The sequence below is a fragment of the Streptomyces sp. NBC_00536 genome (assembly GCF_036346295.1).
Taxonomy (GTDB): domain Bacteria; phylum Actinomycetota; class Actinomycetes; order Streptomycetales; family Streptomycetaceae; genus Streptomyces.
In genome coordinates this window covers 7,196,246-7,209,143 of the sequence record NZ_CP107819.1, presented here as the reverse complement: position 1 = coordinate 7,209,143, position 12,898 = coordinate 7,196,246, and the positions used below count along the sequence as shown (strand labels likewise).

Annotated in this window: 12 protein-coding genes; 5 read left to right on the top strand and 7 right to left on the bottom strand. The window is 74.0% G+C overall.

Annotation, left to right across the window (positions count from 1 at the left end; all coding sequences use genetic code 11):
- Nucleotides 1-41: 41 nt before the first annotated feature.
- Together OHS33_RS30840 and OHS33_RS30835 are read right to left on the bottom strand one after the other, a co-directional pair.
- A complete protein-coding gene (locus OHS33_RS30840) occupies nucleotides 42-1,193 on the bottom strand; it encodes an aminotransferase class V-fold PLP-dependent enzyme (protein WP_330333685.1) in 1,152 nt (383 codons plus the stop codon).
- A gap of 143 nt (nucleotides 1,194-1,336) precedes the next feature.
- Nucleotides 1,337-2,869 carry a glycoside hydrolase family 71 protein gene (locus OHS33_RS30835; RefSeq protein ID WP_330333684.1) on the bottom strand — a complete coding sequence of 511 codons (1,533 nt, stop codon included), beginning with the start codon at nucleotides 2,867-2,869 and terminating at the stop codon, nucleotides 1,337-1,339.
- Nucleotides 2,870-3,094: 225 nt separating this feature from the next.
- On the opposite strand from OHS33_RS30835, the gene OHS33_RS30830 reads away from it, so the two are divergent.
- A complete protein-coding gene (locus OHS33_RS30830; protein ID WP_330333683.1) occupies nucleotides 3,095-3,583 on the top strand; it encodes a hypothetical protein in 489 nt (162 codons plus the stop codon).
- Between the two features lie 3 nt (nucleotides 3,584-3,586).
- Here the strand turns inward: OHS33_RS30830 and OHS33_RS30825 are convergent, their stop codons facing one another.
- The 3 genes from OHS33_RS30825 to OHS33_RS30815 all read right to left on the bottom strand — a co-directional run bounded on the left by OHS33_RS30825 (nucleotide 3,587) and on the right by OHS33_RS30815 (nucleotide 7,117).
- Nucleotides 3,587-4,150 carry a GNAT family N-acetyltransferase gene (locus OHS33_RS30825; protein WP_330333682.1) on the bottom strand — a complete coding sequence of 188 codons (564 nt, stop codon included), beginning with the start codon at nucleotides 4,148-4,150 and terminating at the stop codon, nucleotides 3,587-3,589.
- Nucleotides 4,151-4,310: 160 nt separating this feature from the next.
- The gene (locus OHS33_RS30820; RefSeq protein ID WP_330333681.1) at nucleotides 4,311-6,530 is read right to left on the bottom strand and encodes an NADP-dependent isocitrate dehydrogenase; all 2,220 of its coding nucleotides are present in this window, start codon (nucleotides 6,528-6,530) and stop codon (nucleotides 4,311-4,313) included.
- A gap of 236 nt (nucleotides 6,531-6,766) precedes the next feature.
- Nucleotides 6,767-7,117 carry a DUF805 domain-containing protein gene (locus OHS33_RS30815; RefSeq protein ID WP_330333680.1) on the bottom strand — a complete coding sequence of 117 codons (351 nt, stop codon included), beginning with the start codon at nucleotides 7,115-7,117 and terminating at the stop codon, nucleotides 6,767-6,769.
- 233 nt (nucleotides 7,118-7,350) lie between these two features.
- Between OHS33_RS30815 and OHS33_RS30810 the strand changes: the two genes are divergently transcribed.
- Nucleotides 7,351-8,427 (top strand): NAD-dependent epimerase/dehydratase family protein, encoded by a 1,077-nt coding sequence (locus OHS33_RS30810; protein ID WP_330333679.1) that lies wholly within the window; start codon nucleotides 7,351-7,353, stop codon nucleotides 8,425-8,427.
- A gap of 182 nt (nucleotides 8,428-8,609) precedes the next feature.
- Here OHS33_RS30810 and OHS33_RS30805 read toward each other — a convergent pair whose 3' ends face one another.
- Nucleotides 8,610-9,752 carry a sensor histidine kinase gene (locus OHS33_RS30805; RefSeq protein ID WP_330333678.1) on the bottom strand — a complete coding sequence of 381 codons (1,143 nt, stop codon included), beginning with the start codon at nucleotides 9,750-9,752 and terminating at the stop codon, nucleotides 8,610-8,612.
- 13 nt (nucleotides 9,753-9,765) lie between these two features.
- Nucleotides 9,766-10,521, bottom strand: a complete 756-nt coding sequence (locus OHS33_RS30800) for a response regulator transcription factor (RefSeq protein WP_330333677.1) — start codon at nucleotides 10,519-10,521, stop codon at nucleotides 9,766-9,768.
- A 114-nt stretch (nucleotides 10,522-10,635) separates the two neighbouring features.
- On the opposite strand from OHS33_RS30800, the gene OHS33_RS30795 reads away from it, so the two are divergent.
- Genes OHS33_RS30795 through OHS33_RS30785 form a run of 3 tightly spaced genes read left to right on the top strand, consistent with a single transcriptional unit; the run spans nucleotide 10,636 to nucleotide 12,883 of the window.
- On the top strand, nucleotides 10,636-11,433 hold the full coding sequence (locus OHS33_RS30795) for a glycosyltransferase family 2 protein (protein ID WP_443065373.1): 798 nt from the start codon (nucleotides 10,636-10,638) through the stop codon (nucleotides 11,431-11,433).
- The gene (locus OHS33_RS30790) at nucleotides 11,430-12,077 is read left to right on the top strand and encodes a TIGR04282 family arsenosugar biosynthesis glycosyltransferase (protein ID WP_330333675.1); all 648 of its coding nucleotides are present in this window, start codon (nucleotides 11,430-11,432) and stop codon (nucleotides 12,075-12,077) included. The genes OHS33_RS30795 and OHS33_RS30790 overlap by 4 nt, the downstream gene beginning before the upstream one ends.
- On the top strand, nucleotides 12,074-12,883 hold the full coding sequence (locus OHS33_RS30785; protein WP_443065372.1) for a class I SAM-dependent methyltransferase: 810 nt from the start codon (nucleotides 12,074-12,076) through the stop codon (nucleotides 12,881-12,883). The genes OHS33_RS30790 and OHS33_RS30785 overlap by 4 nt, the downstream gene beginning before the upstream one ends.
- Nucleotides 12,884-12,898: the final 15 nt, after the last annotated feature.

The window sequence follows — 12,898 nt, the reverse complement described above, 5'->3', positions numbered from 1 at the left end:
GGGGTGGGCCGGAGGGTACGGGCCCCCGCCCCCGGCCCCGGTCAGCCCAGCAGGGCGCCCAGCCCGGCCGCGAGGCGCTCGTACTCCTCGGGCCGGTTGTAGATCTGGCCGCAGACCCGGATGCCGCCGCCGCCCTTCCAGGGCCAGATCAGGACCCGGATGCGCAGCCGCGCCGCGATCTCCTCGCGCAGGGCCCGGGCACCCTCCTGGGTCTCCGCGGTGCCCGGCGGCAGCCGCAGCGCGCGCATGGCGAGGCCCTCGGTGTGCGGCAGCGGGACCAGCCCGGGCAGCCGGGCGAGCAGCTCGGCCCCGTACCCGGCCAGCGCGCTGTTGTGGGCCCGTACCTTGACGGCGTCGAGACCGGCCAGCAGGTCCAGGCCCGCGGGGGCGGCGAGCCAGCCGGTGTAGTCGACGGTGGCCCGCCCCTCCAGGGAGCGCGGGAAGCCGTGGTGGTCCTCCCAGGAGGGCACCAGGGGCCGGATCGCGGCTCGGTGGCCGGCGTCCGGGACCGCGATGATCGCGCTGCCCGAGGGCGCGTACCCCCACTTGTGCACGTTGCCGAACCAGAAGTCGGCGCGTCCGGCGAGCGGCTCGGCGAGCATGCCCAGCGCGTGCGCGCCGTCGACGATCGTGGTGATCCCGCGCTCGGCGAGGTCGGCGAGGAGCCGCGGGGAGGCGATGACGCGGGCGGTGGGCGAGCTGATGTGGTCGAGGACGGCCACCTTGGTGCGCGGGGTGAGCCCGGCCAGTACGGCTTCGCGCACGGCGTCCTCGTCGGGCAGCGACGGGTCGACGGCGACCCGGACGAGCGGGGCGCGGCGGGCGGCGGCCTCGACGACGGTGCCGTAGCCGTGGTCGGTGACCAGGATCTCCTCGCCGTCGGCGAGCCGCAGGGCGCCCAGGGCCAGGTTGGCGCCCTCGGTGGCGTTGGAGACGAAGGCCATGGTCTCCGGGTCGGCGCCGGGGGCGAGGTGGGCGGCGATCCGGGTACGGGCCTCGGCCACCCGGTCGGGGGCGCCGATGAAGAAGGAGTCGGGGTCGGCGTGCGCCTCCTCGCGCAGGGCCCGCTGGGCTTCCTGGACGGGTATCGGCACGGCGCCGAAGGACCCGTGGTTGAGGTGGGCGATGTCCGGGTCCAGACGGAAGAGTCCGGCCCCGCCGGGGAAGACGGACGGGGTGGTGGGCTCGGTCACGGATGCCTCCGGGTGTGCGGCGCGGCGGACGGGTGCGCGGGTGCGGCGGTGCTGCCCTTCCGGATCATGCGGGGTGACCGCATGGTCCGGAAGGGCCAATTACGCCACGGCGGACGGCTGCGCGGGTGCTTCGCCGACGGCGTCTACGGCGTACGGCCGCTGGTGGCCCCGTAGTACTGGAGGTCCTGCACCCCGGCCCCGCGGTCCACCGCGTACGGCAGCGTGACCGCCGTCCGCGTGGTCCCGTCCCGGACCGCTTCGGCCGAGCTGGTGCCGGGGCGCAGCGTCAGCAGCTGTGCGTGGACCCCGCCCGGGGCCCGGTACGCGCCCCTGGCGCCGCCGGTGTCGGTACGGACGGTCGCGGGCGCGGTCAGGAAGCTCAGCACCTCCACCGCGTCCCGGGGCGCGGCGCTGCCCTTGCGCGGGGACATCAGCAGGGACTGGCCCCCGGTGGGGTCGGCCGCGGCGAACTGGGTGCGCGAGGTCAGGTAGAGGGTGTCCCGGACGATCTCCGGCCAGGCTCCCGTCTTGAACCTGGCCAGGTAGTAGGAGCTGATGTCCAGGTAGGTGTGCCCGTTGTGCAGGGAGGGCGCGAACTGGCTGCCCTCCGAGTAGTCGTTCCAGGTGGTCAGCTGCACCCAGTCGGCGCCGTCGTCGATGGCGTGGGCCCAAGTGGCCCGCAGGGTGGCGGTGTTCCCGGCCTCGTCGTAGATCCCCTGGTTGGGGCGGGCGTCCTGGACCGAGACCGGCTGCATCCAGATCTTGCCCGTGCCGTGGGCGCGCCGGACGTCACCGGTGGCGCCGTCCTGGCCGACGTAACTGCGGCTGCCCCACTCGGAGAACCCGTAACTGATGGGTGCGAACCGCGCGTTGTTCGCGCCGAAGTCGAGGAAGAGGGGAACGAACGCGGTCCGGATGCCGTGCTTCGACTCCAGCAGACCCAGCACCCCGGTCCACCAGGCGACGTCCCGCGCTTCCGCCTTGAACGGCGAGACGACCAGGCGGCCGTCGCCGAGCCTGTGCGCGGCCGGGGCCTTGCCGAGCGCGGCGAGCGCGTCCGCGAGCACGGCCGGGTCGTCGGCGTTCAGGGAGGTCATGTCCGGCATCAGCATCACCTTGAAGGCGGGATCGACCGAACGGGCCGCCTCCATCAGCAGGTTGGCGCGGTCCCAGTTGGGGCCGGAGAGGGAGAGCAGGTCGAGGGTGAACCCGTCGATCCCCGCGGCGCGGGCGGTGCGCACCTCCTGGCGGAGGTCGGCGAGCTCCCAGTCGCCCTCCTGGGGGCGCACGGGCAGGGGCCGGTCCCGCAACAGTCCGCCGTATCGCTCGTGCTTGCCGTTCTCCCCCGCCGGAGTGAGGTAGTTGCGGGTGTAGTAGTCGGTGTCCGCGCTCGCGTTGTCGAGGGAGAGCGGGTATGGAGTGAAGTAGTGGGCGAAGACGAGCTTCCCGCCGGAGCGCAGCTCGGCGGCGGCGGGCAGGTCGAAGGGCAGGGCGCCGGTGGGCCGTTGGGCCGCAGCACCCGCGTCCGTGTCCGTGTCCGGGGCGGATCCGGTGGCGAAGGGGTCCCGGGCGATCCCCGTCGCGGCGAACACCCCGACGAGGAAGAAGACCGAGAGGAGCGCGGCCGCCAGGACGCGGCCGCGGCCGCGGAAGCCCGAACGGCGCCGGTGCGACAAGGGCCGTCTCCGTCGCTGCGCACTCATCACAGCAGTAGAGCCGATTCCCGCCATCCGGACAACCGTTCCCCGGGCGGCCGGGCCCGACGCGGGCGGCAAAGGCCTTCTCCGGAATCCGAAATTCCCCTGGCCTTACGGCACAACTGGCGCATAATCGTCGGCACACGGCTCGATCCATCCCTTGGGCCGCGCTTGGCCACGCATGCAATGGGGGGCATCGTGCCGATGGGGGATCAGCATCACGACAGCAGACGCGAACCGGGGCACGAGGCGGGCCATACGGGGACCCTGCCCGCGACCTCCGCCGAACTGTCCCGGCTGCTCACCGCCGTCCGGCGGGGGCGGGTCCTGACCGTGACGGGAGGGTTCGGCGCGCCACGGAGCCTGCTGGTGCGGGACATGGCACGCCGGCTGACGTCCAACTTCTGCGACGGGGTGGCCGTCGTCACCCTCGAATACGCCTCCGGGGTCCGCGAATTGGTGGGCGCGCTGGGCTCCGTACCGGGAATTCCCTACCTGCCGCGGGGATCGGCCAACGCCGCCTCGTGGCTCGCGGAGCGGGACATGCTGCTGGTCCTGGACGGCTCCGACCGGCTCACGCCCGAGGCGGTGAACTGGCTCCGGGCGCTGCTCGCCCGCGCGCCGGGCCTGCGGATCCTGGCGGCGGGGCGGTACCCGCTCGCGCTGGAGCAGGAACGGGTCCACCGCCTCTGAAGCCTAGGGTCCGGCCTCCGCCGCGGCCTTGAGGTCCGGCTCGGTCCAGTCCTCGGCAAGCAGGCCGAGGACCACTTCGTCGACGAAGGCGCCGTACACCCAGGCCGAGCGGCGGAAGGTGCCCTCCAGGGCGAACCCGGCGGAGCCCGCGGCGCCGATCATCGCGGCGTTGTCGGCGAGGGTCTCCAGCTGGAGGCGGTGCAGGCCGCGCACGGTGAAGCCGTGGCGGCAGAGCAGCTGGACCACCTCCCGGCCCAGCCCCCGGCCGCGGTGGCCGGGCCGCAGGGACAGCCCGAGGTGGGCGAGGCGGTTGTGGGTGTCGATGCCCCAGAGCAGGGCCTCGCCCGCGAGTTCCCCGGTGGCCAGGTCGACCACCGAGAAGCAGTCGGCCCCGTCCGAGGGCGCGGCGGGTTCGTACGGGGAGTGCCCGCCCGAGACGGGCAGGGCGCGCCAGGGCCGGGAATCGGCCCGCGCGCGGGTGGGTACGTCTTCGTACAGCTCGGCGTGCAGGACGGCCACGTCGTCGGGGTGGCGGGCGCGCAGCCCGGCCAGGTGTCCTTTGATCACCCGGTATTACTAGCCGCTGCCCGGCCCGGTCCACAACCGGAATACGCCCGGGACGCCCGGGACGCACGACCGCCCCGGCCGGAGGAAATCCCGGCCGGGGCGGAGCGTTGCGGTACGCGGGCTGATCAGCCCGGGTAGGCGGATCAGCCCGGGTAGGCGATCAGCCCAGGATCGCGAGCGCCTGGTTCAGCGTCGCGGACGGACGCATGACGGCCGAGGCCTTGGCGACGTCGGGCTGGAAGTAGCCGCCGATGTCGGCCGGGGAGCCCTGGACCGCGATGAGCTCGGCGACGATCGTCGACTCCTGCTCGCCGAGGGTCTTCGCGAGGGCCTCGAAGGAGGCCGCCAGCTCGGTGTCCTCGGTCTGGCGGGCCAGCTCCTGCGCCCAGTACAGGGCGAGGTAGAAGTGGCTGCCGCGGTTGTCGATGCCACCGAGGCGGCGGCTCGGCGACTTGTCCTCGTCCAGGAACGTGCCGGTGGCGCGGTCCAGGGTGTCGGCCAGCACCTGGGCGCGGGCGTTGCCGGTGGTCTGCGCGAGGTGCTCGAAGGAGACGGCCAGCGCGAGGAACTCGCCGAGGCTGTCCCAGCGGAGGTAGTTCTCCTTGACGAGCTGCTGCACGTGCTTCGGGGCGGAGCCGCCGGCGCCGGTCTCGAAGAGGCCGCCGCCGTTCATCAGCGGGACGACCGACAGCATCTTGGCGCTGGTGCCCAGCTCCAGGATCGGGAAGAGGTCCGTCAGGTAGTCGCGCAGCACGTTGCCGGTCACCGAGATGGTGTCCTCGCCGCGGCGGATGCGCTCCAGCGAGTAGGCGGTGGCCTTCTCCGGCGACAGGATCTCGATGGTCAGACCATCGGTGTCGTGGTCGGCGAGGTACGTCTTCACCTTGGCGATCAGCTGCGCGTCGTGCGCGCGGCCCTCGTCGAGCCAGAAGACGGCCGGGACGCCGGTGGCGCGGGCGCGGGTGACGGCGAGCTTGACCCAGTCCTGGATCGGCAGGTCCTTGGTCTGGCAGGCGCGGAAGATGTCACCGGCGGCGACCTCCTGCTCCAGGACCGTGTTGCCCTCGGTGTCGACGAGGCGGACGGTGCCCGCGGCGGCGATCTCGAAGGTCTTGTCGTGGCTGCCGTACTCCTCGGCCTTCTGGGCCATGAGGCCGACGTTCGGCACCGAGCCCATCGTGGACGGGTCGTACGCGCCGTGCGCGCGGCAGTCGTCGATGACGACCTGGTAGACACCGGCGTAGCTGCTGTCCGGGAGGACCGCGAGGGTGTCGGCCTCGGCGCCGTCCGGGCCCCACATGTGGCCGGAGGTGCGGATCATCGCCGGCATGGAGGCGTCGACGATCACGTCGGACGGGACGTGCAGGTTGGTGATGCCCTTGTCCGAGTCGACCATCGCGAGGGCCGGGCCCTCGGCGATCTCGGCGTCGAAGGAGGCCTTGATCGCGTCGGCGTCGGGCAGCGCGCCCAGGCCGTTCAGGATGGTGCCGAGGCCGTCGTTCGGGGACAGACCGGCGGCGGCGAGGGTCTCGCCGTAGCGCGCGAAGGTCTTGGGGAAGAAGGCGCGGACGACGTGACCGAAGACGATCGGGTCGGAGACCTTCATCATCGTGGCCTTGAGGTGCACGGAGAAGAGCACGCCCTCGGCCTTGGCCCGCTCGATCTGGTCGTTGAGGAAGGTGCGCAGCGCGTCGACGCGCAGCACGGAGGCGTCCACGACCTCACCGGCGAGCACGGGTACGGACTCGCGCAGGACGGTGGTCGCACCGTCCTGGGCGACGAACTCGATGCGCAGCGAGCCGGGCTCGGCGATCACGGCGGACTTCTCGGTGGAGCGGAAGTCGTCGGCGCCCATGGTGGCGACGTTGGTCTTCGACTCGGGGGTCCAGGCACCCATGCGGTGCGGGTGGGCCTTGGCGTAGTTCTTGACCGAGGCGGGGGCGCGGCGGTCGGAGTTGCCCTCGCGCAGGACCGGGTTGACGGCGCTGCCCTTGATCTTGTCGTAGCGGGCGCGGATGTCGCGCTCGTCGTCGGTCTTCGGGTCGTCCGGGTAGTCCGGGAGCGCGTAGCCCTGGCCCTGGAGCTCGGCGACCGCGGCCTTGAGCTGCGGGATCGAGGCCGAGATGTTGGGCAGCTTGATGATGTTCGCGCCGGGGGTCTTGGCCAGCTCGCCCAGCTCGGCGAGGGCGTCCTCGATGCGCTGCTCGGCTTCGAGACGCTCGGGGAAGCTCGCGATGATCCGGCCGGCCAGCGAGATGTCCCGCGTCTCCACGCGCACGCCGGCGGTCGAGGCGTACGCCTGGACCACGGGCAGGAACGAATGGGTGGCCAGGGCCGGGGCCTCGTCAGTGTGCGTGTAGATGATGGTCGAGTCAGTCACCGGATGCTCCGCTCCACAGTCTGCGTCTCTCGTCTGCAACATTGCTCGACATCAAGATATCTCGTGATCGGCCCGGCTCCGACAGCCCCCCGCCCCGGCTTCCGCGAGAGACGCGTCACCCCGGCCCCGAGGGGCCCCCGGGAACGGCGAGAGCGCCGCGCCCGACGGGGTACGTCGGACACGGCGCTCTCGGTGTCACCAGTGGTACGGGTGGTGCGGGTGACGGTGGGGGGAGCTCAGACCGCGAGCTTCGGGTTCGGGCCGTACTGGTTCGGCTGCGCGTCGCCCTCGATGGCGAAGAGGACGATCAGCGCGATCCAGCCGAGGAGGGGGATCAGGTACAGCAGCAGGAACAGCGCCGACTTGTTGGTGTCGTGCAGGCGGCGGGCGCCGAGCCCCAGGGCCGGGAGCAGGATCGCGAGGGAGTACAGCCCGGAGAGGATGCTGCCGGCGCCCAGGGCGGTGTCGATGATCCCGACAACGATCGAGACGGCGATGTTGATCAGGGCGAACATCCAGAATTCCTGTCGGCGCGAGCGGCCGGAGAAGTCGATGTAGCGCTTGAGCACGTCGGTGTACCAGTGCATGTGTCCCCCCAGAGGACGGATTTCGGCGGCCCGTCCTGGTGGAGCAAGCCGGGGCAGAACTTATGCCCCCTTTACGTGGCGGTCAAGCCATCACGCAAGACGTCCCAAGAGCTACTTTCCCCGCCCTTCCATGGCCAAAAACCATGTATCCAGGCTCCACTTCCGGGTGACGGAAGTCTTACGGCGGGCGCGGGGAGCCCCGTTCGCGCCCGGACCTCCGTAGCGTCCGGCCCATGCGAGTACTCGTCACAGGCGGAGCCGGGTTCATCGGCTCCCACATCGTCGGGGCGCTGCGGCGCCGTGGACACGATCCGGTCGTGCTGGACGCGCTGCTGCCCGCCGCTCACCCCGGTCCGCCGGAGCTGCCCGACGCGGAGTTCGTACGGGCCGACGTACGGGACGCACAGGCCGTGCGGGAAGCCCTGCGCGGGGTGGACGCGGTCTGCCACCAGGCCGCGATGGTCGGGCTCGGCAAGGACTTCGCGGACGCGCCCGCGTACGTCGGCTGCAACGACCTGGGAACGGCGGTCCTGCTGGCGGAGATGGCCACGGCGGGAGTGCGCGCCCTCGTACTGGCCGGATCGATGGTCGTCTACGGCGAAGGGCGCTACGACTGCCCCGCGCACGGCGTGGTCCACCCGGCCCCGCGCCGGGCGGCGGACCTGACGGCGGGTCGGTTCGAGCCGAACTGCCCGTCTTGTGGTGCGGAGTTGACGCCGGGTCTGGTGGATGAGGACGCCCCGGCGGACCCGCGCAACGTGTACGCGACGACGAAGCTCGCCCAGGAACACCTGGCGGCCTCCTGGGCCCGCTCCGTGGACGGCCGTTCGGTGGCCCTGCGCTACCACAACGTGTACGGGCCGGGCATGCCGCGCGACACCCCGTACGCGGGGGTGGCCTCCTTCTTCCGCTCGTCGCTGGCCCGCGGCGAGGCGCCCCGGGTGTACGAAGACGGCGCCCAGCGGCGGGACTTCGTCCACGTCCGGGACGTCGCGGAGGCGAACGTGACGGCACTGGAGGCGGTCGGCGGCCGCGCGCCGGGCACGGCGGTCGCCTACAACACCGGCAGCGGGGACCCGCACACGGTGGGCGAGATGGCCACGGCCCTGGCCACCGCCCACGGCGGCCCGGCCCCGGTGATCACGGGCGAATTCCGCCTGGGCGACGTCCGCCACATCACCGCCGACTCCCGCCGCCTGCGCCAGGACCTGGGCTGGCACCCCGACATCACCTTCACGGAAGGCATGACGGAATTCGCCCACGCGACCCAACGCACCTCGGCGGGGTGTTCCAGCCCCGCCGGCGTTTGAGGCGCGGGGTCCGGGGCGGAGCCCCGGCACCACCCGACCCCGAGGACCACCTCCAGCCCCGCCGGCGATTGAGGCGCGGGGCCCGGGGCAGCACCCCGGCACCACCCGACCCCGGGGACCACCTCCAGCCCCGCCGGCGTTTGAGGCGCGGGGTCCGGGGCGGAGCCCCGGGAAGGCCGCGCCTAGCGCACCGGCACCGGCACCGGCAAGGTCACCTCGAACCGACAACCCCCCGGCACATTGCGGACCTCGGTCCGCCCCGCATGCGCCTCCACGATCCCCCGCACGATCGCCAGCCCCAGCCCGGCCCCCGCGGGCGGCACCGGCCCGGCCCCGGCGGGAGGCGTCCGCGCCGCCGTGCCCCGCCACCCCGTGTCGAAGACCCGCGACAGGTCCTCCGCGGGAATGCCCCCGCACCCGTCGGTGACCGACAGCACCACCCCGTCCCCGCGCCGCTCCGCGGCGACCGCCACGGTCCCGTCGGCCGGGGTGTGCCGGATCGCGTTGATCAGCAGGTTGGCCAGCACCCGGGTCATCTCCTTGCCGTCGACCTCGACCGGCACCCGCTGCACGCCCTCCCCCACCAGCCGCACCCCGTGTTCCCGCGCCAGCGGGTCCACCCCGGACAGCGCGTCCCCGACCAGGTCGTAGGCCGACATCCGGCTCGGGGTCAGGGCCAGCGCCCCGGCATGGATGCGGGACAGTTCGAAGAGGTCGCCGACCATGGAGTTGAGCCGCTCCACCTCGGTGCGGATCTGCCGGTGGTAGCGCGCCGGGTCGACGGCCATGCCGTCCTCCAGCGCCTCGGACATGGCCCGCAGTCCGGCCAGCGGGGTCCGCAGGTCGTGCGAGATCCAGGCGACCAGCTCGCGCCGGGAGGTCTCCAGGGCGCGTTCCCGTTCCCGCGAGGCAGCCAGTTTGGCGCTCGTCGCCGCCAGCTCGCGCGAAAGTCCGGCCAGTTCGGCGGTGGCCTGGCCGGGCGGCGCCGCGAAGCTGCCGCCGTCTCCGAAGTCCCGTGCAGCCAGCGAGAGTTCACGGCTGCGGGCGACCACCCAGCGGCCCAGGACGAGCGCGGTGGCCAGGGAGACGACGGCGGCCATCGCGGCGACCAGGGTGACCACGCCCAGGTCGTGCCGGGACAGGAACATCGCCTGCGCGACCGCGAGCGTACCGGCGAGCATCGCGGTGACCGTGACGGCGCCGACCACGGTCAGGGACACGGTCACCGAGCGGTGGCGGACCAGCCGCAGCACGGCCGCGCCGACGAGCCCGGCGCAGGCCGCCCCGCCGAGGGCGAAGAGCGCGATGAGCGCCGTGTCCTTCATACCGACCCGTCCTTCATACCGACTCCCGCGGACCGCCGACGGACCCGTCCGGCCCGGCGTCGAAACGGTAGCCCACGCCCCACACGGTCTGGATGAGCCGGGGGCTGCCGGGATCGTCCTCGATCTTCGCCCGCAGCCGCCGTACGTGCACGGTGACCGTGGACAGGTCCCCGAAGTCCCAGCCCCACACCTCCCGCATCAGGTCCTCGCGGCCGATCGCCCGCCCGGGGTGGCGCAGGAAGTGGGCCAGCAGATCGAATTCGCGCAGGGTCAGGGCCAGCTCGGTCCCGTGCTTGGTGGCCCGGTGCGTGGCCGGGTCGAGCGCCAGACCGGCGCCCGTGAGCACCGGCGGGGCGGCGACCGCGGCCGGACCCTGGGCCCGTTCGGCCGCGCGGCTGCGCCGCAGGACGGAGGTGACCCGCAGGACGAGTTCGCGCGGGCTGAAGGGTTTGGTGACGTAGTCGTCCGCGCCGACCTCCAGTCCGGCGATGCGCTCGTCCTCGTCGCCGCGCGCGGTCAGCATGATCACCGGTACGGGCCCGCTCGCGCGCAGCCGCCGGCACACCTCCAGCCCGTCGATCCCCGGCAGCATCAGGTCCAGGACGACCAGGTCGGGCCGGTGGCGCTCGGCGCGGGCCAGGGCGGCGGGGCCGTCGGCGGCCTGCTCCACGGCGTATCCGGCGCGGTGCAGGTAGCCGCTGACGACCTCGGCGACGGTCGGGTCGTCGTCCACGACGAGGATCCGCGGGAGAGGGGGGTCCATGCTCATGCGCCCAGCCTCCCACCGGCGTGCCGCCGGCGGGGCGGCCGGACCGCCCGGTGGGGGTGACGTCCGCGTTTCGTAAGGAGTCGATCGCCCTTTCCCGGCCGTCCGGTTCCTACGGTGAAGCCCGTGACAGCAGACTCATCAGATTCAGCCTCCGGTCCCCCCTCCGTGGACGTCGTCCTTCCCTGTCTGAACGAGGCCGAGGCGCTGCCCTGGGTCCTCGCCCGCATCCCGGCCGGGTGGCGCGCCCTGGTCGTGGACAACGGTTCCACCGACGGCAGCGCCGACATCGCCCGCGCGCTGGGCGCCACGGTGGTGACCGAGTCCCGGCGCGGTTTCGGCGCCGCCTGCCACGCCGGTCTGCTGGCCGCCGAAGCGGACATCGTCTGCTTCTGCGACTGCGACGCCTCCCTCGATCCCGGGCTGCTGACGGGGTTCGTGGCCGCCGTCGCGGCCGGTGGGGCGGACCTGGTGCTCGGGCGGCGCCGCCCGCGCAGCCTGGGCGCCTGGCCGCTGCACGCGCGGGCCGGGAACCTGGCACTGGCCCGGCTGCTGCGCCGCCGGACCGGGCTGGCCCTGCGCGACCTGGGCCCGATGCGGGCCGGGCGGCGCTCCGCGCTCCTGGGTCTGGAGCTGAGCGACCGGCGCAGCGGCTATCCGCTGCAGATGGTGGTCCGGGCGGCCGACGCGGGCTGGCGGGTCCGGGAGGTGGACGTGCCGTACTTGCCGCGCTCGGGGAAGTCGAAGGTGACCGGCACCTGGCGCGGCACCTGGCAGGCCGTGCACGACATGAGCCACGTCCTGGCCGAGCCCCCGCTCGCGCAGCCCCCCGCCGCCGGACCGCCGGACGCCACGCCGGACGCCGAGCCCTCGCGCTCCGCGTCGTCGGCCGCCCCCGCCGGGGGTGCGCTGTGACCACGCTGCTGGTGATCGCCAAGGAGCCCGTGCCGGGCCGGGTGAAGACCCGGCTCACCCCGCCCTTCAGCCCCGCCGAGGCCGCCGCCCTCGCGGAGGCCTCGCTCGCCGACACGCTGGACGCCGTCGCCGCGACCCCGGCCGCGCGGCGGGTGCTGGTGCTGGAGGGGCGGCCCGGGCCCTGGCTGCCGTCCGGCTTCGAGGTGGTGGCGCAGTGCGCCGGGACGCTGGACCAGCGGCTGGCGGCCGCCTTCGCCGGATGCGCCGGGCCCGCGCTGCTGATCGGCATGGACACGCCCCAGGTCACGCCGGAGCTGCTGGGCCGCGCGGCCGATCCGGCGGGCTGGGCGACGTACGACGCCTGGTTCGGGCCGGCGGTCGACGGCGGGTTCTGGGCCCTGGGCCTGGCCGCACCCGACCCCCGGCTGCTGCTCGGCGTACCGATGTCGGTCCCGGAGACGGGCGCCGCGCAGTACGAGCGGCTGCGCGCGGCCGGGCTGCGGGTGGGGCGGCTGCCGCTGCTGCGCGACGTGGACAGCGGCGAGGACGCCCTGCTGGTGGCGCGGCAGGCGCCGCGGGGCCGGTTCGCGGCCGTGTACGGGCGGCTGACCGCTGCCCCGGCGGACGCGGCGGCCCGCCCGTGAGCACCGTCGACACCGTGGGTACGGGCGCCACGGCCACGGACGCCACTGCTACGGGCGCCGCGCCGGCGGCGGCCTGGACGGCCGACCCCTATACCCGCGCCCTGCGCAGCGGCCGCGGCCCGCTGTTCCTGCGGCGCGGCGACGGCTGGCTGCTGCCGCTGGACGTGGAGCGCTGGTGCGAGGCCCCCGACCGGGCGGACCGGACGGTGCTGGACCGCTGCCGCGGCGCGTCCCTGGACATCGGCTGCGGGCCGGGCCGGCTCGTCGCGGCGCTCGCCGTACGGGGCCACCGGGCGCTGGGCATCGATGTGAGCCCGGAGGCGGTGGCCCGTACGACCCGCTCCGGCGGGGCGGCGCTGCACCGGTCGGTCTTCGAGCCGCTGCCCGGGGAGGGCCGCTGGGACACGGCGCTGCTCATCGACGGGAACGTCGGCATCGGCGGGGATCCGGCCGCGCTGCTGGAGCGCCTCGCCCAGCTGACCGCCCCCGGCGGCGCGCTGATCGTCGAGTGCGCATCGGGCGCCGGGCCGCAGAGCGACGCGCTCGACGAGCGGTACGTGGTGCGGGTGGACGACGGCCGGGGCGCGGTCGGAACGCCGTTCCCGTGGGCCCGGGTCGGCGCCACCGCACTGGACGGACACGCCGGGGCGGCGGGCTGGAGCGCGGCGGAGCGGTGGACGGCTGACGGACGGACCTTCGTCCGGCTCGTCCGGCCCGCCCGGCCGTCGCGGGCACCGCGGGCATCGCGGCCCGTACAGCCCGTCCGGCCGGTGCTCCAGGGGCTGGGACGGCCGCAAGTTACTTAGACGTATCTAGTGACT